This is a genomic window from Microbacterium testaceum, from assembly GCF_020781835.1.
GTDB lineage: Bacteria > Actinomycetota > Actinomycetes > Actinomycetales > Microbacteriaceae > Microbacterium > Microbacterium testaceum_H.
In genome coordinates this window covers 32,865-54,192 of record NZ_JAJGNJ010000002.1, presented here as the reverse complement: position 1 = coordinate 54,192, position 21,328 = coordinate 32,865, and the positions used below count along the sequence as shown (strand labels likewise).

The following is a 21,328-nucleotide window of genomic DNA, read 5'->3' as shown; positions in this document are numbered from 1 at the left end:
TCATGCGCATCGCCGTGACCGGCCTCGACAGTTCTCGCCCGAAACGAGTGGCGCAGCACCTTGCCGCCCGGGGAGGGATCTCCGTCCTCGCCACGGACGGGCGGTCCGTGCCCGCTGACCTCGCGGCGCTCCTCGGGTCCCATGGTGCCGTGGTCGACGATCTCGGCGCGGCTCTCGGTGACATCCACGTCGACGTCGTCCTGGAGTTCGCGCACGCGGCCGACCACCGCCTCGAGCGGTTGGGACCGATCCTGGATGCCGGCATCCACGTGATGTGCGACAAGCCGCTGGCGCTCACGGCGACGGACGCGCGGGAGCTCGTCGCGCTCGCCCGTGCGAACGGCGTCCTCCTGGAAAGCGACTCGGGATACCGCCTGGCGGTCGACGCGGAGGTTCGTCGGCACTGCGGAGACGTGACGAGGTGGGAGGTGCAGGGGCCGGCGGATCCACACGCGCCCGAGGGGGGACTCGCCTTCTACGGCATCCACCACGCGCAGATCCTCGACGAACTGCTGCCTCTGGCGGGGAATGCGGCACCCGAAGTGCGGCGTGAGCGTGACGGCATCGTCGCGAGCGTGGACGGCGTCGCGCTCCGCTTCCTCTCGGATCCGCGGAGCGTCTTCGCGCTTCGCCGGGGACCCGACTCGCGGACACTCCTCCCACCGACGGACTACCTCGAGCGCCTGATCGATGGTTTCCTGGCGCGGTGTCGCGCGGGCGACACGGCGGTGGACGAACGGAGGATCGTGCGGCCGATCGCCCTCATGGAGCGCATCGTGGCGTCTCTGGCGGAATAGGGGCGCGCCTCTTCCGGACCTCAGTCTTGGATGCCGCGTGGATCACGGTGCCGCCAGGGATCCTCGGGCATCTCCCGGGGCACCGCGGCGGCGTCGTGATCCTCAGGCATCCGCGATCCCGAGACATCCCGGGGCTGCAGCGCCCCCGGGATGCGGGAGGTCAGGGTGCATCGGCGATGATCCGGTCGGCAACAGCATCCACCGCGGCTTGTGTGCAGATGTCGAACGCGTCGACAGCCGGGGCGACGATGACCGCGGAACCGTGTGCGTCGAACATCGCGGCGGGCACGACTCCGTTGACGATCGTCGCGACCCCTCCGAGAGCCGCCGTCGCGGCGACGACGTCCCGCAACGAGCTGATCTCGGCATCCGTGACCGCGGTGGGCGGGACCATCACGGGCAGCACGGCGCCGCCCGTGTCACGGGCGATGCGCTCGAGCGCGGCGGTGGACACGCGTTCGGGGCGGAGTCGCGCGCTCCTCCCCCGTTCGTTCAGCGCCGCATGCACCCGCTCCGCCAGCGCGTGCTCCCCGACGACGACGATCTCGCCGGCTGCTCGCGGTGATTCCGCGGCATCCACGGTCCTCGCCCGATCCGGGTCGTCCCACGCGAGGGGGGCGTCGAGGCGTACGGCCTCGTGGGGACCCGGTGCGGCCGGAAGGCTCGCGCGTGCGGTGTCGAGGCGGGTCACGGAGGCGTCGATCTGCGCTTCGTCGATCACGCCCTCACGGATCGACGCGACGACCGCGTCGATCAGGGCAGGCAGCGCATCGGCTTCGCACTTCGAGTTCGCGACGTCCGCCCCCGCGGCGAGGGCCCGCACGACTGCCTCCGGCGGGGCCCAGCGCGCCGCGATCGCGGCCATGCGCAGCGAGTCCGAGATGATGACGCCCGAGAAGCCGAGCCGGTCGCGCAGCCACTCGCGGTTGACGGTCGGAGAGATGCTCGCGGGGAGGTCCTCGCCGAGCCGGCGGAGCACGACGTGGCCCACCATGATGGTCTGCACCCCGGCAGCGATCGCCGCGACGAACGGCGGAAGGTGCACGTCCTCGAACTCGGCCTCGTCCCGGTCGATGACCGGCAGCCCGAGGTGGCTGTCGACGACGCTGTCCCCGTGACCGGGGAAGTGCTTGGCGCTCGCGAGGACGCCTCCGTCGCGGAATCCGCGTACCTGCGCGGCGCCCAGCGCCGCCGTGCGGGCGGAGTCCACCCCGAAGGCGCGGACGCCCAGGATCGGGTCGCGCAACGTGGTGAGAACGTCCACGGTGGGGCTGAACGTCCAGTCGTAGCCGACGGCGCGAGCCTCTTCGGCCGCCCGACGGGCGACCCGATACGCGAGGCCCTCGTCGTCGGCGATCCCGACCCCCCGCGGGTACGGCAGGTCGGTGCCCGTCCGGCCGAGGCTGTAGCCGATGCCCGATTCGAGGTTCCCGGAGATGAGGGGCGCGGGCAGACCCGCTTCCGCCGCGATGCGCCGGACCTCGGCGTGGTACCGCGCGGCTGCGGATGCGGGCATCCCCGTGACGCTGTGCAGCGCGCCCACGCCCGCGCGGATCGCCGCCGTGGTCGCTTCGTCAGGCCGTCCGTGCCGGTCGACGCCGGGCATGACGAGGAGGCACGCGGCGATCCGCCGCCGCAGATCGCGGTCGGTGACCGGACGAATTTCGACGGGTACTTGACGGATGGAAGAAGCCATGTCAACTTCTTATCAAACGTTTGCACGCGAACGAAGCACCACTTTTCGGTTTCACTCTTCTCACGACCCGGAGTGCTCATGCATCGCAGTATCAAGACCGTCACCCTCGTCGGCGGCGTCGCATCGCTTCTCGCCCTGTCCGGATGCGGACTGGGCCCGGCTCCTGCGCAGTCCGCCGACACGGGCGGTGAGATCGGCGGGACCATCACCTTCCAGACCATGCAGCTGTCGCCGACGTTCGACGACTACATCAACGGCGTCATCGCCGATTTCGAGCAGGCGAACCCTGGCACGACGGTCCAGTGGACCGACATCCCGAGCGACCAGGCAGCGCGCAAGGTGAGCGCCGACTCGGTCGCGGGCACGCTCCCCGACGTCCTGGACCTGGATGCCGCGACACTCGCGCCCCTCGGCCGGGACGGCCGCGTCCTTGACATGTCGCAGAGCGCGGCCGACCTGGAGAGCCGGTACGTCCCCTCGGCGTGGAAGTCGTTCGACTACGGCACCACGGCGGTCGCGGCCCTCCCCTGGTACTTGAACTCGCCCGTGCTGATGGAGAACGGCTCGCTCATCGACCAGGCCGGCTCGCCCGCGTCCCCGACGACGTACAGCGAGCTGCTCGACGTGTCGGCGGAGATCGCTCGCACGACCGGCAAGGCCGGCTTCCAGCCGACCTCCATCGGCCTGCCGAACTACCTGCTGAGCATGGGCGTTCCCCTCGTCAACGAGGACTCCACCGCGGCCGTGGTGAACACGCCCGAAGCGGCCGACTTCCTGCAGCGGCTGGCGGACCTCTACGCGAACGGCGGCATCCCCGCCGATTCGGTGACGGCCGCTCAGCGCACGGAGATCGACACGTTCTCGCAGGGCGAGACGGCCTACCTCGAGACCGGGCCGTCGCGCCTGAAGATCATCGGTCAGAACGCACCTCAGGTGCTCGAGAACCTGCGCATCGCCGAGCCGCTCGGCGCGTCGAAGGGAACGACCTGGGTCGTCGCGCACGGGATCGCGGTGCCGCAGAGCAGCGAGAACGCGGCCACCGCGCTGGCGTTCGCGACCTTCCTGACCTCGCCCGAGAACCAGCTGGCCCTCGCCGAGCAGTCGTCGGTGTTCCCCAGCACGGTCGAGTCGCTCGAGGCCGACTTCTTCCAGGCCGAGCCCACCGATCTGGCCACGCAGGCGCGTCGGATCGTCGCCACGAGCCTGTTCGACGGCGGCACGATGCCCAAGCCGGCAGCGGTGGACTCCGAGTACGCGAGCACGCTGTGGAGCGCGGTGCAGACCGCCATCACCGGCGAGACCCCCGTGGCCCAGGCCTTGGCGGATGCCGAGACCCAGCTGACCGAGATGCTGCAGGCGCGCGCGAAGTGACGGCCCTCGTTTCCCCCGTCGCGCGGCCGGTGTCGCGTCGACTCTCCCGCTCGAAGGGACGGCGGCACGCCTGGTGGGTGCCCGTGGTCTTCATCGGCCCGGTGTTGATCCTGCAGCTGACGTTCCTCTTCCTTCCGCTGCTCAACACGTTCGTGCTGGCGTTCACCGACGCCAGCACGATCGGCGGGGGAACGTTCACGGGCATCGACAACTTCGTCCGGATCTTCTCGTCGGCATCCTTCTGGGATGCCACGGCCCACACGGGCATCTACATGATTCTGGCCACGCCACTCATCGCGGGCATCTCGCTGGCCCTGGCGATCCTGCTGAACACGAAGATGCGGGGCACGGGCATCGTGCGCCCCATCCTCTTCTCGCCGCTGGTGATGCCCATGGCCGTCGTCGCGCTGATGTTCCAGTACGTGTTGAGCTCGAACGGTCTGGTCAACCAGATCCTGCAGGGCCTGTCGATAGTGAGCGCGCCGGTGCCGTTCCTGACGAGCACCCAGTTGGCTCTCGTCAGCGCGGTGCTGGTCACGGTGTGGAAGAGCTGCGGCCTGTACACGCTCATCCTCCTGGCGGCCCTGCAGAACGTCTCGCGCGAGCTGGACGAGGCCGCCGAGCTGGACGGTGCGGCGTGGGGTCGCCGCACATGGAGCATCACGCTGCCGCAGATCCAGGGGACGATCGGGCTGGTCGCCATCCTCGCCGCGATCGCCTCCCTGCGCGCCTTCACCGAGCCGTACGTGCTCACGGGCGGTGGCCCGGGCACGTCGTCGACGACGGTCGTGCTCTACCTGTTCAGCAAAGGAATCTCCCCCGGAACCGAAGCGGGCCTGGCCTCGGCGATCAGTCTCGTGCTGTTCGCGCTCGTCCTGGTGGTGTCGGCGGTGTCCTGGATCTTCTCCCGACGGAGGGCGCTGCGATGACCGCGACCGTGACGCCGACCCGCCGATCCGTGTCGGCTCCCGCCCCGCTCCCGCCCCGCGCGCGCCGCCGCCGCGTACCCGGCCGGGTCGGGCCCGTGGAGCGCACCGTCCGCTGGGTGCTCATGGCCCTCGCGATGGCGGTGGTCCTCGGCCCGCTGCTCTGGCAGCTCGGCACGGCGCTGAAGGGGGCGGGCGAACAGGCAGTCGGCTTCCCGGGGAGCCTCATCCCGCGCGAGCCGACCTTCGACAACTTCGTCACCGCGTTCACGAGCGTGCCCTTGGGCCGATACCTGCTGAACTCGGCGGCGATCTCGGCGATGGGGGTCACGCTGAACCTGGTGCTCGCGACCCTCACCGGCTACGCGCTCGCGCGGATCGCGTTCCGCGGCCGGGCGCTCTACATCGGCATCCTTCTGGCCACCGCCGCCCTGCCTTTCGAGGTCATCCTGATCTCGACCCTGCTGGTGACGCGCGGGCTCGCTCTCCAGGACACCCTCCTCGGCGTCGTCCTGCCGCAGGCGGTATCGATCGTGTCGATCTTCGTGATGCGCCAAGCTTTCCTCCAAATCCCGAACGAGCTCGAAGAGGCGGCGACGGTGGACGGCGCGGGTCCGATCCGCACGTTCTGGTCGATCATGCTGCCGGGAGTGCGCGGCTCACTCGCGGTGGTCGCGGTCCTGGGGTTCCTCGACAGCTGGGACCAGTTCCTGTGGCCGCTGGTGGTGCTCAGTGATCCCGCGAACTACCCCGTCAACGTCGGGGTGCAGTTCCTCTCCGGCGCGTTCTCGGCCGACCAGCGCGTCATCAGCGCCGCGGCCGTGATCGTGATGATCCCGCCGTTGTTGGTGTATTTCCTCATGCAGAAGCAGGTCTTCACGGGTCTCGCCGAAGGGGCGTTGAAGGGATGACGCCGCGCGTGGTGCTCGTCGGTGCGTCGGGATACGGGCGCCGCCACCTCGATGAGCTGCTGGTCCTGCAGCTGCAGGGCGAGGTGGCGCTCGTCGGCGTCGTCGACGTGCGCCCCCCGGACGATCTCGAGGCTCTCGCCGGTGCGCCGGCGTTCGACACCGATCTCTCGGTCGCCCTCGAGCGGGAGGCGGTCGACGCCGTGGTGGTCGCCACGCCTCCGCACACGCACGCCGCTCTGGCATCCCTCGCGCTGCGGTCCGGCGCGTCGCTCTACCTCGAGAAGCCGCCGGTGCCCACGGTCGCGGAGCTGCACCAGCTCTCACGGCTGGCGCAGGGGCGGAGATTCGAGATCGGCTTCCAGCAGACCCCGGGCGTGGTGCGCATGGTGGAGGCGGCTCGAACGGCCCTCGGCCCGGTCCGGCGGGTCACCGGCTACGGCGCCCTGCAGCGCCCGGACGCCTACTTCCGCCGTTCGGCCTGGGCGGGACGACGCACGCTCGACGGGGTCGCGGTGGGCGACGGGTCGCTCGTGAACCCCCTCGCGCACGCCACGCACGCCGCTCTCGTCGTCGCCGCCAGGGTGTCGGCGGGATGGATGCCGAAGGAGATCGAGGTCGAACTCGGATCCGTGCGCGACATCGAGGCCGACGACGTGGCCGCGTTCCGCGTGACCTCGTCGACCGGGCCGGTCGTGACGGCAGTGGGCACGACCGCGGCAGACCGCGTGATCGAACCCGGCCTCCTCGTGGAGGGGGAGCGGGCGACGCTTCGCATCCGGCTGCGCGACCTCGCCGCGACGCTCGACGGGCGACCCGTGGCCCCCGGCGCGCACGTCCCGACCCTTCGCGCCGCCGTGCTCGACCCGCGGGGCCAGGGCGACCCGTGGCTCAGCGCGTCGGCGGCCGAGTCCTTCGTGCGGGTGGTCGAGGCCGCCGCGGGCATCCCCGCGACGACGAGCCTCTCCCGCTCGGGGATCGCCATCGACCGCGACGGGGATCGGTGGGTCACGCTGCCGGGTATCGCCGACGCCATCGACGCGGTTGCGGCATCCGGCCGAGCCCTCTCGGAAAGCGGGGTGCCGCTGACCTCGCATCGGATCTTCCCCGAGACGCGGGCGGCTGCGCTCTACGATGAGTCCGGAGTTCCGACCGAGGGGGTGCGCGCATGACCGGTGTCAACGGACCCGCCAAACTGCGCGACGTCGCGGATGCCGCGGGGGTGTCGATCTCGACCGTCTCCCGCGTCTTCTCGAACCCCGAGCGTCTCTCGCCGGCGACCGTGCAGCACGTGAAGGCCGTCGCGGCGCAGCTGCGGTTCACGCCGAACGTCGTCGCCCGCGCGCTCAAGCGGGGGATCGCGTCCAACATCGGACTGATCGTGCCCGACATCACGAACCCCTACATGACGACCCTCCTGAAGTTCGCGCAGGGTCGCTCGCGGGCCTCGGGCGTCGGTGTCCTGGTCGCCGACACCGACGACAGCGCCGAGATCGAGTTCCAGGTCGCCGACCAGCTCGCGCGCCAGACGCGCGGCTTGATCCTGGCCGCGCCGCGGATGAGTGCCCCGCGCATCCGTGAGCTCGCCGCCAGCGTGCCCGTCGTCCTCATCAACCGCGTCGTCGAGGACGTCTCGTCCGTGGTGACGGAGTCCTCGGCGGCGTTGACCGAGATCGTCCAGCATCTGCGCGGGCTCGGGCATCGTCGGCTCACCTACCTGCAGGGTCCCGCGGCGTCGTGGGCGAATCGCCAGCGCCTCAAGGTCGTCACGGAGCAGGCGCGCCGCGCGGGCATGGAGCTCGCGACGGTCGACGCGAGTCCCGCCACCTACGCCGACGGGATCTCCGTGGCTCCGGCGGTCGTCGCGGCGGGCGGCACGGCCGTGATCGCCTTCGACGACGTTCTCGCCTCGGGACTCGTGGAGGGTCTTCGTCGCGAGGGACTCACCGTGCCCACCGACATCTCGGTGGTCGGTCACGACGACATCCTCGCCGAGCTCGCGCATCCGGGCCTGACGACGATCGCCGCACAGGGCGAGCGCGTCGGTCGCCTCGCGGTGGAGCGGCTGCTGTCGCTCGCGGAGGGCGAGCGCAATGACACCACTCCCCTGGCCGTCACCGCCCACGCGGTGTTCCGCGCGTCGACGGGACCTGCCGCGGGCTGATCCCCCACGGCACCGTCCTGGTCCTCGCGTCTCCCAGATGCAAACGTTTGAACACTGATGAGAGGAAACACCGTGGCGAAAGTCTCCCAGCCCGCACCTGACACCGATCGCGCGCTCGACGCCCTGCTGAGTGAGCCCGGCGTCGGTGTCGGCGCTGCCCTGGCGGCGCTCGGCGGCGACGTGGTGCTGCTCGGTGCGGGCGGCAAGATCGGTCCGACGATGGCGCGAATGGCGCGCGCGGCCCTCGACGAGGCGGGCTCGACGGCCGAAGTCATCGCCGTCTCGCGGTGGACCGACGCCGAGACCCGTCGCGGGTTGGACGACGCGGGCATCCGCACGGTCGCAGCCGATCTGGCTGACCCCGCAGCGTATGGAACCCTTCCCGACGCCGCGGGCATGTTCTACCTGGCAGCGATGAAGTTCGGCACATCCGGCGCCGAGCACCGGACCTGGTGGTCGAACGTCTCGATCCCCACCCTCGTCGCGGACCGCTACCGCGGCGTCCCGTCGATGATCTACTCCACCGGCAACGTCTACGGGCTCACCTCCCTGACATCCGGGGGGAGTCGTGAGACCGACGTGCCGCGCCCCGACGGCGACTATGCGCAGTCCTGCCTCGGGCGCGAGAGGGTCTTCACCTACGCGGCCGAGCGGTGGGACACCCCCACGACGATCTTCCGGCTCAACTACGCGTGCGAGCTGCGGTACGGCGTGATCGCCGACATCGCGCAGACCATCGCAGCGGGGTCGCCGGTGGACGTCACCATGCCGGCGGCGAACGTCGCGTGGCAGGGGGACATCAGCAGCTGGGCGCTGCGCAGCATCGAGCTGGCCGCGACGCCTCCGCGCATCCTCAACGCGACCGGGCCCGAGACCATCCCCGTGCGCACGATCGCGACGCTTCTGGCCGAGAGGATGGGGGCGGATGCCACGTTCACCGGCGCCGAGGCGACCGACGCGCTCCTGAGCGACGCGTCGGACTGCTTCGCGCTGTACGGCTATCCCACGGTCCCGCTGCGCACCCTCATCGACTGGGTCGCGGACTGGGTGTCGGCGGGCAACCGCGCCCTGGGCAAGGCGACGAAGTTCGAGCAGCGTCGGGGGGCCTACTGATGCGGCCGGATGTTCGGAGCGTCGCGGATCGGCTCGCCGCAGGCGTCGCCGTGCCGGCGCACCCGCTCGCTCTCGACGAGCGGCGGCGCCTCGACGAGCGCGCGCAACGCGCGCTGACCCGCTACTACGCGGCATCCCAGGTCGACGGAATCGCCGTCGGTGTGCACACGACCCAGTTCGAACTGCACGACGATCTCGGTGCCCTGCGCGGTGTCTGGGCGATGGCGGCCGAACCCGTTGCGGGCTGGGACCCCCTCCGCATCGCGGGCATCGTCGGCGACACGGCGCAGGCGGTGGCCGAGGCATCCGTCGCCGCGGAGCTCGGGTACGACGCGGTGCTGCTCTCGCCGTGGGGGATGGCGGATCGCACCGAGCAGACTCTGCTCGATCGCGCGCGGGCGGTGGGCGAGGTGCTGCCGACGATCGGCTTCTACCTGCAGGAGAGCGTGGGCGGGCTGCGATTGAGCCGGGGGTTCTGGACGGCGCTGTTCGACCAGCCCTCGACCGTGGCGGTGAAGACCGCTCCGTTCGACCGTTATCGCACCAACGATGTGGTCCGAGCCCTCCTGCACCACGACCGATGGGACGAGATCGCACTGCTCACCGGGAACGACGACGCCATCGTGCACGACCTGATCACTCCCACCCGCGCGGTGGTCGGCGGTCAGGAGCGCGAGGTCCGGGCCCGGGGCGGACTGCTCGGGCAGTGGGCGGTCGGCGCGCGAGCGGCGGCACGACTGCGTCGGCACGCCGTCGGTGAAGCAGACGCCGGAGCCGTGTCGGCGTCGACCCTCGCCGCTGCGACCGACCTGGCCGAGATCAACGCGGCGGTGTTCGACGTATCCGGCGACTTCGCGGGGTGCGTCGCGGGCGTCAACGAGGTGCTGCGGCAGCAGGGTCTGTTGGCGACGAGCCTGTGCCTGACCGATCGCGAGCGGCTCTCGCCCGGCCAGGAGCAGCTCATCGCCGACGCGCTCGCGCGATTCCCCGAACTGCTCGACGTCGACTTCGTGGCCGATCGGCGAGACGAATGGCTGGCGTGAGACCCCGGCTGGGGAGGACCCGCCCGCGCGCACGGACGGGAATGGTCCACGTCGGCGTCGGCGCGTTCCATCGCGCCCACCAGGCGGCCTACACGCAGCGGGTGGATGACGAACGCCGATGGGGGATCTCCGCATTCACGGGCCGGTCGGCCGTTCCCCCGGCGCTCGCGGAACAGGACGGCGTGTACACGCTCGTCGTCCCTGGGCAACGTCCGCAGGCCACGGTGATCGACCAGCTCACCGCGGTGTCGTCGGGACGGGACCGCGATGCCTTCCGTGCCGCGATCGCCGACGAGGGCGTGGCGGTCGTGACGGTCACCGTGACCGAGGCGGGCTACCTGTTGGGCGACGACGGGCGCGTCGATCCCGGGTCCGCGGCGGCTCGCGCCGACATCGTCGCTCTGCGCGAGGGGCGTGCGGCCCAGACCGCGCCGGGGCGTCTCGCCGACGCGCTCAACACACGGCGACGCACCGGCGTCCCCCTGACCGTGGTCTCCTGTGACAACCTCAGTGGGAACGGCGGCCTGCTCCGGTCGGCGGTCCTCGCGATCGCCGCGGGTGTCGACGAGGCGCTCGCCGACTGGATTCGCGCCGAGGTCGCGTTCCCCGACTCGGTCGTCGACCGGATCACCCCGGCCCCGACACCGGAGGCGTGCCGGTTGGCCGAGGACCTCACGGGGTTCGAGGATCGCGCAGCCGTGCTCGCGGAGGCCCACAGCGAGTGGATCATCGCGGACGCCTTCGCCGGCGACCGGCCGGCGTGGGAGCGCGCCGGTGCCGTCGTCGTGCACGACGTGGCACCGTACGAACTGCGCAAGCTGCGCCTGCTCAACGCCGCCCACACGTTCCTCGCCCTCGAAGGACGCCTGCGCGGTCACGTCACGGTCGCCGAGGCCTTCGCCGATCCGGCGTTGCGGCGAGGGGTCGACGACTTGTGGGACGCCGCGGCGCGCAGCATCCCCGCGACGACCGGCCTCGACGACTACCGCGCCGCTCTGGCCGTCCGGTTCGCGGATGCGGCGATCCCCCATCGCCTGGATCAGATCGCGGCCGGCAGCGCGGAGAAGCTCCGCACCCGTGTCATCCCGACCATCGAGGCCGAACGCCGTGCCGGTCGCGACGGCGATGCCGGTCTGCGTGCCGTCGCCGCATTCCTCGCCACCGAGGCGGGGACGGACCTCCCCTCCGCTGTCTCGCGTCTGCATGCTCCGTGGGCCACCGACGACACGGTCATGACCACGCTTCGCGATCGGGCGGCCCGGGCCGCCCGCCTTCCCACGACCCACCGATAGGAGCACTCCGTGCGCATCTCCTCCGCCGACATCATCGTCACCAGCCCGAGTCGCAACTTCGTCACCCTCAAGATCGTCACCGAAGACGGTGTGGTCGGCTGGGGCGACGCCACACTGAACGGCCGGGAGCTGGCAGTCGCGTCGTACTTGAGCGAGCACGTCCTCCCGCTGCTGATCGGGCGCGATGCCCACCGCATCGAGGACACGTGGCAGTTCCTGTACCGCAGCGCGTACTGGCGCCGTGGCCCCGTCACGATGGCGGCGATCGCCGCGGTCGACATGGCTCTGTGGGACATCAAGGGCAAGGTCGCCGGACTTCCGCTGTATCAACTGCTCGGCGGGGCCAGCCGTGTCGGCCTGCACACCTACGGGCACGCCTCGGGGCGGGACCTGCCCGAGTTGTTCGACTCCGTGCGGGCGACGCTCGAGGAGGGGCACCGGTCGGTGCGGATCCAGACGTCGATCCCGGGAGTGCGGGCGGTGTACGGCGTCGCGTCCCAGGCGCAGTCGACGGGTGAGAGGTACGACTACGAGCCGGCCGGCCGCGGCTCCCAGCCCGCCGAGGAGGACTGGGACACCGGCGCCTACCTGCGGCATCTGCCCACCGTCTTCGAGGCCGTCCGCAACGAGTTCGGGTCCGAGCTGCCGCTGTTGCACGACGGCCACCACCGGATGACGCCGCTGCAGGCCGCGCGCCTGGGCCGGTCGCTCGAGCCGTACGACCTGTTCTGGCTCGAGGACTGCACCCCCGCCGAGAACCAGCGCGCCCTCGAGGTCGTGCGCCGCAACACCATCACCCCGCTGGCCATCGGTGAGGTGTTCAACACGATCTGGGACTTCCAGCACCTGATCCAGGCGCAGCTGATCGACTACGTGCGCGCCGCGTCCACGCACTTCGGGGGCGTGAGCCCGCTCAAGAAGGTCATGGATTTCGCCGCGCAGTACCAGATCAAGTCCGGCTTCCACGGACCCACCGACGTCTCCCCCATCGGTTTCGCCGCGCAGGTGCACGTGGGACTGGCCATCCACAACTTCGGCATCCAGGAGTACATGCTCCACAGCTCGCTCACCGAGAGCGTGTTCGACCAGGGGATGACGTTCGTCGACGGGTTCCTGCACCCGTCCGACCGTCCCGGCCTGGGTGTCGAGGTCGACGAGGAGGCCGCTGCCGCCTTCCCCTATCAGCGGGCCTACCTGCCCTTCAATCGTCTGCCCGACGGCACCATGCACGACTGGTGAAAACCCCACCCCTCGAAGGAGAACTGATGTCATCCGCACGAATCCTGCGTCGCGCCCTCCGGCTCGGCCTCAGCTCCACCGTCGCGCTGCTTCTGGCGGCCGCGTCCGTTCTGCCGGGTGCGCCCGACGACGTCTCGACGTACGACGCGGCGGTCCTCGCCGACGACCCCGATGTGTACTGGGCGATGTCGGGCGCCGCCGCGGGCAGCGAACCGGATCTGACCGGCGGTCAGCTCACCGGCTCCTACGTCGGCGCTCCGTCACCCACGACTCTGCCCAACGGCGACACCGCGGTCGACTTCGACGGCGCCACGCAGTACTTCGAGGCGGCGGATGCCGATGTGCTGAGCCCCGCGACGACGGGGGTCATCACGATCGAGGCGTGGATGCGCCCGGACGTGCTGCAGTTCCCGAACGACGAGAGCAGCGGCTACGTGCACTGGATGGGCAAGGGTACGACGGGGCAGTTCGAGTACGTCTCGCGCATGTACTCGCTGCAGAACGACGAGAACCGTCCCAACCGCATCTCGGGATACTCGTTCAATCTGAGCGGCGGTCTGGGAGCGGGATCCTACTTCCAGGATGCCGTGAGCGCCGGTGAGTGGATCCACTACGTGCTCGTGATCAACTCCACGGCGACGAGCACCGCCTACCCGAACGGGTACACGAAGGTCTACCGCGACGGCGTGCTGCGCGATCAGGACGACCTCAGCATCCGTGGCCAGGTCATCGTGCCCGAGCGGGGGACCGCGCCGTTCCGCGCCGGAACGCGCGACTTCGGGTCGTGGTTCGACGGCGCCGTGGGCAAGATCGCGATGTGGGACTCCGAGCTGAGCGCCGCGCAGATCCAGGCCCACTACGACGCCATGACGTCCTGACGCGTACCGCGGTGGTCTGCCCGCTCGACGCAGACCACCGCGGTACCCCCTTGCGCCCGACCCTCCCGCGCCGGCCCCACCCGACCTACACTGGACGCACCTCCGTCACCGCCGATGGGAGTTTCCGTGTCTTCGCCTTGGTCGCGACCAGCCATCTCCCCCGAGACCTCGGGGCTGCTGATCGCGCGTGCGCATGACGAACTCCTCGCCGGCAACGAGGATCGCCGGCTCGCCGACGTGCGCCCGCTGGTGCAGGAGTCGTGGCGGCGGTCGCTGGCATCCCTCGTCGGTCCGGAGGGCCTGCCGACGCTCGATCTCGCCTCCGAGGAACTCGAGGCATATCGCCGTGCGCATCCGTTGGCCGGGGTCATGGACATGGTCCGGGCGCTGCTGCTGCCGGGCTCCGCCGAGGACTCGGGCGTGGTCGTCGCCGTGGGCGATGCCGCGGGGCGCCTGCTGTGGGTCGAGGGCGATCGGCGCGTGCGCACGCTCACGGGCGACATGGGCTTCGTCGCCGGGGCGAACTGGTCGGAGGATGCCGTGGGAACGTCCGCACCCGGAACGGCGATCGCGCTCGACCGGTCGGTGCAGATCCGCGGCGCCGAGCACTTCAATCGACTCGTCCAGCCGTGGTCGTGCACGGCGGCACCGGTGCACGACCCCGAGACGCGGCGGCTGCTCGGCATGATCGACGTCACCGGCGGCCCCGAGGCCGTGACTCCGCAGGCTCAATTGCTCGTGGATGCCACTGCCCGGGCGATCGAGAGCGAGATCCTGGTCGGGCGGCTCCGGGCGCAGCAGGACCCCCCGACGCGGCGACCGAAGCGCTCGCCCGGGACGCGCGCGCTGCTGCGGATCCTCGGGCGTGACCGCGCGCTCCTGGAGGTCGAGGGCGAGGCCGGTGAGACGGTGATCGAACTCGGCGCCCGCCACGCCGAGATCCTCCTGCTGCTCGCCGTGCACCGCGAGGGCATGTCGGCCGAGGCGCTGAGCGAGGCCGTGTACGGGCACCCCGCGACCGAGACGCTGCGCCCCGAGATGGTGCGGTTGCGGAAGGTGCTCGAGCCCCTCGCGCCGGCGCTGGTCCCGGCATCCCGTCCGTACCGGCTGCCCGACGGCCTCGAGACCGACGCCCAGCACGTGCTGTCACTGCTCGATCGCGGGGCGCACCGCGTCGCGCTCGCCGCCTACCGCGGGCCGGTTCTGCCGGATTCGGTGGCGCCGGGGGTGGCCGAGGTGCGGGAGTCGGTGCGCCAGGCGCTGCGCGAGGCCCTCATCGAAGAGGCGGGCGTCGATGTGCTCCTCACCTATGCCGACACCGTCGACGGCCGCGATGACGCCGAGGTCCTGCGGCTGTGCCTCGAGATGCTGCCCGCCCGGTCGCCGAAGCGTGCTGGGCTCGTCTCCCGGATCGAGCGTCTCGAGCGGGACTGATGTCGGAGGCCCTCGTTACGCTGAATCCATGGACGAACAGACGCTCGACATCTTCTCGGCAGCTCGCGCCCGACGCGATGTGGGGCGCATCCGCGAAGCCGTCGCCGAGGTGAAGGCCGGCGACATCGCCCGCGTCCTGGTCCGGTCGCCGCGCTACGGTCTGTACGCGATCGAGGGCACGGTCCGCATCGGCGTGGGTGGGCAGCCTCTCGTCGGCGACGTCATCCTCGCGACCAGCGCCGAGATCCAGCGCATCGACCTCGGCATCCCGGCCCCCGAGCCGGCGCTCTCGGCCGATGTCGTCGACCCTTCGACCCTCCCCCACGGCACGCCGGTGCGCGTCACGTTCGTCACGCCGACGGCCGCGACGTTCGCCGTGACGGGGCCGATCACCGCGGGCAACGACCGCTTCCTCCTCGTCGGCAGCTGGATCGTGGCCGACGACCGCGCGATCGCTCCGCGTGTGGTGAGCATCGAGCGCCTCGACGACGTCGACCTGCACGAGGTCAACGTCCCGCCGCTGCGATCGGTGCTGGTCGACGCCGACGCGTAAGTGCAGAACAGAGTGGATGCCGCGGCCTCGGGGTCGCGGCATCCTGTGTCTCCGGGCCGCACGTCACCGGTGCAACCGGATGCAACGTGGCGCGGCGTACCGTCAGCGCATCGCCGCCCGAAGCGGACGCGGCGTCTCATGACCGTCGAAGGAGACACGCATGACCATCGTCGAAGAAGGCGTTTCCAGCGTCTACGCCGCCCCCGGACAGCGCGGGGCCGTCGCCCAGTATCGCGAGCGGTACGGGCACTACATCGGCGGAGAGTGGGTCGAGCCGCACAGCGGCCAGTACTTCGAAGACATCACCCCCGTCACCGGCAAGCCCTTCTGCGAGATCGCCCGCGGCGACGCCGAAGACATCGATCGGGCCGTGGATGCCGCGTGGAAGGCGTTCGCGTCGTGGAAGAAGACCACGCCCGCTGAGCGCAGCATCATCCTGAACAAGATCGCCGACCGCATGGAGCAGAACCTCGAGGCCATCGCCGTCGCCGAGACGTGGGAGAACGGCAAGCCGGTGCGCGAGACGCTCGCCGCCGACATCCCGCTGACCGTCGACCACTTCCGCTACTTCGCGGGCGTGCTGCGGGCGCAGGAGGGGTCGCTCAGCCAGCTCGACGAGAACACCGTGGCATACCACTTCCACGAGCCGCTCGGTGTCGTCGGGCAGATCATCCCGTGGAACTTCCCGATCCTCATGGCCGCGTGGAAGCTCGCTCCCGCGCTCGCCGCCGGCAACTGCGTCGTGATCAAGCCGGCCGAGCAGACCCCGGCATCCCTGCTGTTCCTATTCGACATCATCGGCGACCTGCTGCCGGCCGGTGTCGTGAACATCGTCAACGGCTTCGGCATCGAGGCGGGGGCGCCGCTCGCGCAGCACAAGCGGATCCGCAAGGTCGCCTTCACGGGTGAGACCACCACGGGCCGTCTGATCATGCAGTACGCGTCGCAGAACCTCATCCCGGTGACGCTCGAGCTCGGCGGCAAGAGCCCGAACCTCTTCTTCGAGGACGTGGCCCGCGCGACCGACGACGCCTACTACGACAAGGCGCTCGAGGGCTTCACGCTCTTCGCGCTGAACCAGGGTGAGGTGTGCACGTGCCCGTCGCGGGCGCTGATCCAGCGGTCGATCTACGACCAGTTCCTCGGCGACGGCCTCGCCCGCGTCGGCAAGGTGAAGCAGGGCAACCCGCTCGACCCCGAGACGATGATCGGCGCGCAGGCCTCGAACGACCAGCTCGAGAAGATCCTGTCGTACATCGAGATCGGTAAGGCCGGCGGCGCGAAGCTGCTCACCGGTGGCGAGCGGGTCGACCTCGGTGGCGAGCTGTCGGGCGGCTACTACGTGCAGCCGACGGTGTTCGAGGGCACGAACGACATGCGCATCTTCCAGGAGGAGATCTTCGGCCCCGTGCTGTCGGTCACGTCGTTCGACGACTTCGACGACGCGATCTCGATCGCGAACGACACCCTCTACGGCCTCGGCGCCGGCGTGTGGAGCCGCAACGGCGACACCGCCTACCGCGCCGGCCGCGCCATCGAGGCCGGACGCGTCTGGACGAACACGTACCACCAGTACCCGGCGCACGCCGCGTTCGGCGGGTACAAGCAGTCGGGCATCGGCCGCGAGAACCACCTCAAGATGCTCGACCACTACCAGCAGACGAAGAACCTGCTCGTGTCGTACGCCGAAGGCTCGATGGGCTTCTTCTGATCCGCGGAGCCGGGGTCGTGGCGGCGATCCCGGCCCTCGTGACCCCCGGGTTCACGCCCGGGGGTCTCCCCGTTTCAGTCCGGTGCTGGGCGGTTGCCCGTTGCGGTGCCGGACCCTCGTCCCACTTATGGCGGGTTGGCAGGCCCCCTGTCGGCACATTCTGGGACATGAACCGAAAGGAGTGGGACATGACGACCCAGCCTTCCCGCGTGGATGTGACGGATGCCGCGGCCGCGCTGCTGCGCGACCTGACGGCGAAGCACGGCCCGCTGATGTTCCACCAGTCGGGCGGCTGCTGCGACGGCAGCTCCCCTATGTGTTACCCGGTGGGGATGTTCCTCACCGGCCCCAGCGACGTGCATCTCGGCCACATCGACGTCGGTCTCGACGACCCCATTGAGGTCTACATGTCGGAGTCGCAGTTCGAGTACTGGAAGTTTACGCACCTCACGATCGACGTCGTGCCGGGTCGTGGCGCCGGGTTCTCGGTCGAGGGACCGACGGGCATGCGGTTCCTGATCCGGTCGCGGATGCTGACTGAGGAGGAGGCTGTGGCGTTTGGGGTGACCGGCTGACGGGTGTAGCCAAAGGCCTTGCATGCGCTACGGTCTCCCTCGCAACCTGCCGACTGGGCTGGTGATTTTCGCAGCGCTGCCTGGAGAAAGCGCCTTCGTCGTTGTGCGCGAGTGAAGAGCACAAGGTCGGGCAAGAGCTTTCTCAGTGCCCTGGTCTTCACACTCTTGTGCGTATCGCGCTGTCAGGTCTGCGAATACGTTCGCTGCGAACAGACAAGGAGCCATCCAAGCCGGGGCGGGGGGGCGACTGGCCCCTCGAATCAACACGTGGAGCGGTTGGCTATCCTTCCCAACGGCGAGCTTCTCTTCCGATCGCAAGGTTTCGCGGGCTGGGGCGCTCCCGATCGGAAGCGGGAAGGATCCTAAGCAGGCGCCCGTCGAGGTCATCCAGCCAGCAGCGGTCGAGCTCGTCTAGATGGTCGAGCGCGTGCGAACGGGCAGAGACCTGGACTTCGTACTCAGGCGATACCGAGATGATCCCGCTGTCGTACGCAGCGTGATGGTTCCTGCACAGCGCTAGACCGTTGTCTGTCTGATCAGTGCTCCCCGGCCATGCCACCGGCACGATGTGTGCACCCTCTATGAGGCCGAGTCCGAGTCCACACATCGCGCATCGGCGCCGATAGGCCATGCGAATCCTGTAGCTGAAGTCCCAAGCTCGAAACGCGAGTCTCAGTCGGCGCTCAACCGTCGAGCGAACCTGATCCTCAGTATCGGGCGCCGATGGCTCAGAGGCATCGGTTGCCAGTGTCCACTCGCTGGCCCGTTCGTGACTCTCATGGAGTTCTCGAACGTTGAGGCAGTATGTGGCCAGCAGCTGGGGACGGAACGCGACCACTATGTCACCACTCGTTCGAGTCGCGGCAGCGAATCCACGCTGGGCGGCACCGCGCATCACCTCCTCCCGCACCTGAAGAGAAGGAGAGCCTGAGCTACGGTGGTCATGGATGGAGGGGTCCCATCCGACGAACACGCGGTGCTCTTGGCTCCATCCGACGATGATCAGAACTTCCCCCGCCCGCGGTGCGGGCAGGTAGGTGGTCAACTGAATCCGGAACTCATCCGGAGCACGAACGTGACCGCCCCCGTGCGTCACGTTCCATGCGTAGATTCGGACGAGCGTCGGTTCATCGAGGCGATTCCCTCCGATTGCGTATCGAAAGGGCTTTACGGCCTCCTGCGGCAACGCCGTTACCGAGAGGCCCGCGGCGACGAGGCTGTCCTCGACCCGCTCGTGCAGTTCGCGTGAGGACAGCAGACGGGAAGACTCATCGGGGGCCACGGCTGACCCTACCGCGACTGGTCCTCGACCCGCTGGCGACGCTCCCTGGCAGGCGCCTCCACCGAAGGTACGCTCGGATGTGGCTGGCGGGCGATGTCGGAGGGTCGGCGTACCGTCGCAGCATCCTCACCGGTCAGTACGAAAGGTATCCCGTGATCAAAGATCTTCCTGTGATCGATCTCTTCGCAGGCGCGGGCGGCCTCGGCATAGGCGCGCACCGTGCTGGTGCGGATCTGCGGCTCTCTGTCGACAACGACTCCTACTCGTGCGAGACGATGGCGAAGAACCCGAGGCTTCACCCCGGGCGCTCGATGCTGGGGGACGTGACCGCCCTGACCGGTCGTCAGCTTCGTGCAGACGCCGGTCTGCGAGCGAGCGAGGATGTAGTCGTGATCGGGGGCGCACCCTGCCAACCGTTCAGCAAGGCGGCTTACTGGGTCGACAAGGGTGAAGAGGCTGCATACCGACGCGCGCGGGCTCGCGGAGAGGCCGCAGACCGCCCGACGGAGAGACCGGCCGCCCGTCCCGACAGCAGGCGCACGTTGGTGCACGAGTTCTTGCGCCTTGTGCTCGAGACCGATGCCTCAGCGTTCGTGTTTGAGAACGTGCCAAGCATTCTTCACCCTCGTAATAAGCACATTTTCGAGGCGCTACGCGCAGACGCGGAGGCAGCGGGCTACTTCACGCGGACCGTCGTTGCCACTGCAACGAACTACGGTGCGCCCCAGTCGCGGCAGAGGGTCTTTCTGCTGGGCTCGCTCGAGCAGACACCTCCGGAGCCGGTGGCTACCCATGCAGAGACTCCGTCGATCGATTTGTTGCCGTGGCGCACGGCTGGTGACGCCCTCGCCGAGGTGGACCCGGTCCTCGTGTCACATGACGTCGTCGCTGTCGAGGGCCGTTGGGCTCAACATCTGCGGGAAATTCCACCCGGCATGAACTACAAGTTCCATTCGGCGTGGGCAGGGCACCCGAACCCAACCTTCGAGGCTGAGACACGCTACTGGAACTTCTTGCTGAAGCTCTCCCCCGACCGGCCGTCGTGGACTATACCCGCTAGCCCGGGTCCGTGGACCGGGCCGTTCCATTGGGACAGCCGTCGCCTGTCAGTCGCTGAACTTGCTGCGCTGCAGTCGTTTCCGGCTGGGTACACGTTTGCAGGTCCTCGACGCGAGCAGGTGCGACAGATTGGCAATGCCGTGCCGTCAGTGATGGCCGAGGCGATGGTCGCGTCGGCCGTAGCGTCGGTATCTCGCTCCGAGGTGGCCGCATGAACACGCCAATGCGTGCTGTGAGCCTTTTCTCTGGAGCAGGCGGGCTCGACCTCGGAATGAGGGATGCCGGGTTCGAGATCATTGCAGCGGTTGACACTGACATTTACGCCGCCAAGAGTCATGAGCAGAATTTCCCAGAGACGGCATTCTTCAACGGCAGCATCTCGGACTTCACTCAGCAGAGAGTCACCGACATGGTGGGTGTGGCAAAGCTCGAGGATGTGGACTTGCTCGTCGGCGGTCCGCCTTGCCCGCCGTTCTCAAAGAGCAGGTTCTATCGCACGGACAAACCGCGCGCGATGGAGGATCCAATCGGAGAAGTGACCATCACTGGTTACCTGGAGACTCTTCGCTGGCTTCGCCCGAAGACGTTCCTGCTCGAGAACGTTGCAGGCATGGCGTTCAAGGTGCACAGAGAAACACTTGAGCACATCATCGCGACCGCAGAGAGTTACGGCTATCGCTGTGAATATCGGGTCCTGAACGCAGCCGACTATGGTGTTCCGCAGGTTCGCCAGCGATTCTTCATCGTTGGAACACTTGGTCACGGCTTCGTCTGGCCGAGTCCGACACACGCAGACCCTTCGGTCGAAGGTGTTCTTCGACCCTGGGCGACCGCGGGCTCAGTTCTTGCGGATCTTGACACGGAAGAGAATGCCTCTGATGAGGGGCACGTTGCTGGAGGGAAACATCGGGACCTGCTGAAGCAGATCCCTCCAGGCGAGAACTATCTCTTCTTCACTGCAAAACGCGGCCATCCAGATCCACAGTTCGAGTGGCGCAAACGGTATTGGTCGTTTCTTCTGAAGCTCAGCCCAGACATGCCTTCGTGGACAATTCAGGCACGGCGCTCAAATAACATGGGCCCGTTTCACTGGAGGAGCCGGATTCTGCGCATCGAGGAAGTCAAACGCATTCAGACATTCCCGGATAACTGGTTTCTGGCAGGAAACGTTGAGCAGCAGTGGCGTCAGGTAGGAAACGCGGTGCCCCCCAAGCTGGCGAACGCGCTCGGAACTCAGTTGGCGGCACATGTGCAGGAGATGACCTCGGAGCGGAAAGCGGCCTGACT

The 21,328-nt window shown here is 69.1% G+C and carries 19 protein-coding genes; 17 read left to right on the top strand and 2 right to left on the bottom strand.

Features of this window, described 5'->3' with window-relative positions:
• The first annotated feature begins 107 nt into the window (after positions 1 to 107).
• Positions 108 to 797: a Gfo/Idh/MocA family oxidoreductase gene (locus LL239_RS02825; RefSeq protein WP_228161939.1), complete on the top strand. Its 690-nt coding sequence runs from the start codon at positions 108 to 110 to the stop codon at positions 795 to 797.
• A 160-nt stretch (positions 798 to 957) separates the two neighbouring features.
• Here the strand turns inward: LL239_RS02825 and LL239_RS02820 are convergent, their stop codons facing one another.
• Positions 958 to 2,493, bottom strand: a complete 1,536-nt coding sequence (locus LL239_RS02820; protein ID WP_228161938.1) for a glycoside hydrolase family 3 protein — start codon at positions 2,491 to 2,493, stop codon at positions 958 to 960.
• 78 nt (positions 2,494 to 2,571) lie between these two features.
• Here LL239_RS02820 and LL239_RS02815 point away from each other — a divergent pair, with 78 nt between their 5' ends.
• The 14 genes from LL239_RS02815 to LL239_RS02750 all read left to right on the top strand — a co-directional run bounded on the left by LL239_RS02815 (position 2,572) and on the right by LL239_RS02750 (position 17,700).
• A complete protein-coding gene (locus tag LL239_RS02815; RefSeq protein ID WP_228161937.1) occupies positions 2,572 to 3,864 on the top strand; it encodes an extracellular solute-binding protein in 1,293 nt (430 codons plus the stop codon).
• A complete protein-coding gene (locus LL239_RS02810; protein ID WP_228161936.1) occupies positions 3,861 to 4,793 on the top strand; it encodes a carbohydrate ABC transporter permease in 933 nt (310 codons plus the stop codon). The genes LL239_RS02815 and LL239_RS02810 overlap by 4 nt, the downstream gene beginning before the upstream one ends.
• Complete coding sequence (locus LL239_RS02805) at positions 4,790 to 5,701, top strand: carbohydrate ABC transporter permease (protein WP_228161935.1); 912 nt, start codon at positions 4,790 to 4,792, stop codon at positions 5,699 to 5,701. The genes LL239_RS02810 and LL239_RS02805 overlap by 4 nt, the downstream gene beginning before the upstream one ends.
• Positions 5,698 to 6,870, top strand: a complete 1,173-nt coding sequence (locus LL239_RS02800; RefSeq protein WP_228161934.1) for a Gfo/Idh/MocA family protein — start codon at positions 5,698 to 5,700, stop codon at positions 6,868 to 6,870. Before LL239_RS02805 ends, LL239_RS02800 begins: the two co-directional genes overlap by 4 nt.
• On the top strand, positions 6,867 to 7,862 hold the full coding sequence (locus LL239_RS02795; RefSeq protein ID WP_228161933.1) for a LacI family DNA-binding transcriptional regulator: 996 nt from the start codon (positions 6,867 to 6,869) through the stop codon (positions 7,860 to 7,862). The genes LL239_RS02800 and LL239_RS02795 overlap by 4 nt, the downstream gene beginning before the upstream one ends.
• 72 nt (positions 7,863 to 7,934) lie before the next feature.
• Positions 7,935 to 8,975 carry an NAD-dependent epimerase/dehydratase family protein gene (locus tag LL239_RS02790; RefSeq protein WP_228161932.1) on the top strand — a complete coding sequence of 347 codons (1,041 nt, stop codon included), beginning with the start codon at positions 7,935 to 7,937 and terminating at the stop codon, positions 8,973 to 8,975.
• A gap of 50 nt (positions 8,976 to 9,025) precedes the next feature.
• Positions 9,026 to 10,018: a dihydrodipicolinate synthase family protein gene (locus LL239_RS02785; protein ID WP_228161931.1), complete on the top strand. Its 993-nt coding sequence runs from the start codon at positions 9,026 to 9,028 to the stop codon at positions 10,016 to 10,018.
• A gap of 41 nt (positions 10,019 to 10,059) precedes the next feature.
• A complete protein-coding gene (locus tag LL239_RS02780; RefSeq protein ID WP_267188869.1) occupies positions 10,060 to 11,310 on the top strand; it encodes a mannitol dehydrogenase family protein in 1,251 nt (416 codons plus the stop codon).
• Between the two features lie 9 nt (positions 11,311 to 11,319).
• Complete coding sequence (gene manD / locus LL239_RS02775) at positions 11,320 to 12,549, top strand: D-mannonate dehydratase ManD (protein WP_228161929.1); 1,230 nt, start codon at positions 11,320 to 11,322, stop codon at positions 12,547 to 12,549.
• 26 nt (positions 12,550 to 12,575) lie between these two features.
• On the top strand, positions 12,576 to 13,427 hold the full coding sequence (locus LL239_RS02770; protein WP_228161928.1) for a LamG domain-containing protein: 852 nt from the start codon (positions 12,576 to 12,578) through the stop codon (positions 13,425 to 13,427).
• A gap of 126 nt (positions 13,428 to 13,553) precedes the next feature.
• The gene (locus LL239_RS02765) at positions 13,554 to 14,861 is read left to right on the top strand and encodes a GAF domain-containing protein (protein WP_228161927.1); all 1,308 of its coding nucleotides are present in this window, start codon (positions 13,554 to 13,556) and stop codon (positions 14,859 to 14,861) included.
• A gap of 28 nt (positions 14,862 to 14,889) precedes the next feature.
• A complete protein-coding gene (locus tag LL239_RS02760) occupies positions 14,890 to 15,414 on the top strand; it encodes a hypothetical protein (protein ID WP_228161926.1) in 525 nt (174 codons plus the stop codon).
• A 160-nt stretch (positions 15,415 to 15,574) separates the two neighbouring features.
• Positions 15,575 to 17,125, top strand: a complete 1,551-nt coding sequence (exaC, locus tag LL239_RS02755; protein ID WP_228161925.1) for an acetaldehyde dehydrogenase ExaC — start codon at positions 15,575 to 15,577, stop codon at positions 17,123 to 17,125.
• A 188-nt stretch (positions 17,126 to 17,313) separates the two neighbouring features.
• A complete protein-coding gene (locus LL239_RS02750; protein WP_228161924.1) occupies positions 17,314 to 17,700 on the top strand; it encodes a DUF779 domain-containing protein in 387 nt (128 codons plus the stop codon).
• Between the two features lie 280 nt (positions 17,701 to 17,980).
• Here LL239_RS02750 and LL239_RS17965 read toward each other — a convergent pair whose 3' ends face one another.
• On the bottom strand, positions 17,981 to 18,982 hold the full coding sequence (locus LL239_RS17965) for an HNH endonuclease (protein WP_228161923.1): 1,002 nt from the start codon (positions 18,980 to 18,982) through the stop codon (positions 17,981 to 17,983).
• A 170-nt stretch (positions 18,983 to 19,152) separates the two neighbouring features.
• Between LL239_RS17965 and LL239_RS02740 the strand changes: the two genes are divergently transcribed.
• Entirely contained in the window at positions 19,153 to 20,256 is a 1,104-nt protein-coding gene (locus LL239_RS02740; RefSeq protein ID WP_228161922.1) for a DNA cytosine methyltransferase, read from the top strand.
• Positions 20,253 to 21,326, top strand: a complete 1,074-nt coding sequence (locus tag LL239_RS02735; RefSeq protein ID WP_228161921.1) for a DNA cytosine methyltransferase — start codon at positions 20,253 to 20,255, stop codon at positions 21,324 to 21,326. The genes LL239_RS02740 and LL239_RS02735 overlap by 4 nt, the downstream gene beginning before the upstream one ends.
• The last annotated feature ends 2 nt before the right edge of the window (positions 21,327 to 21,328 follow it).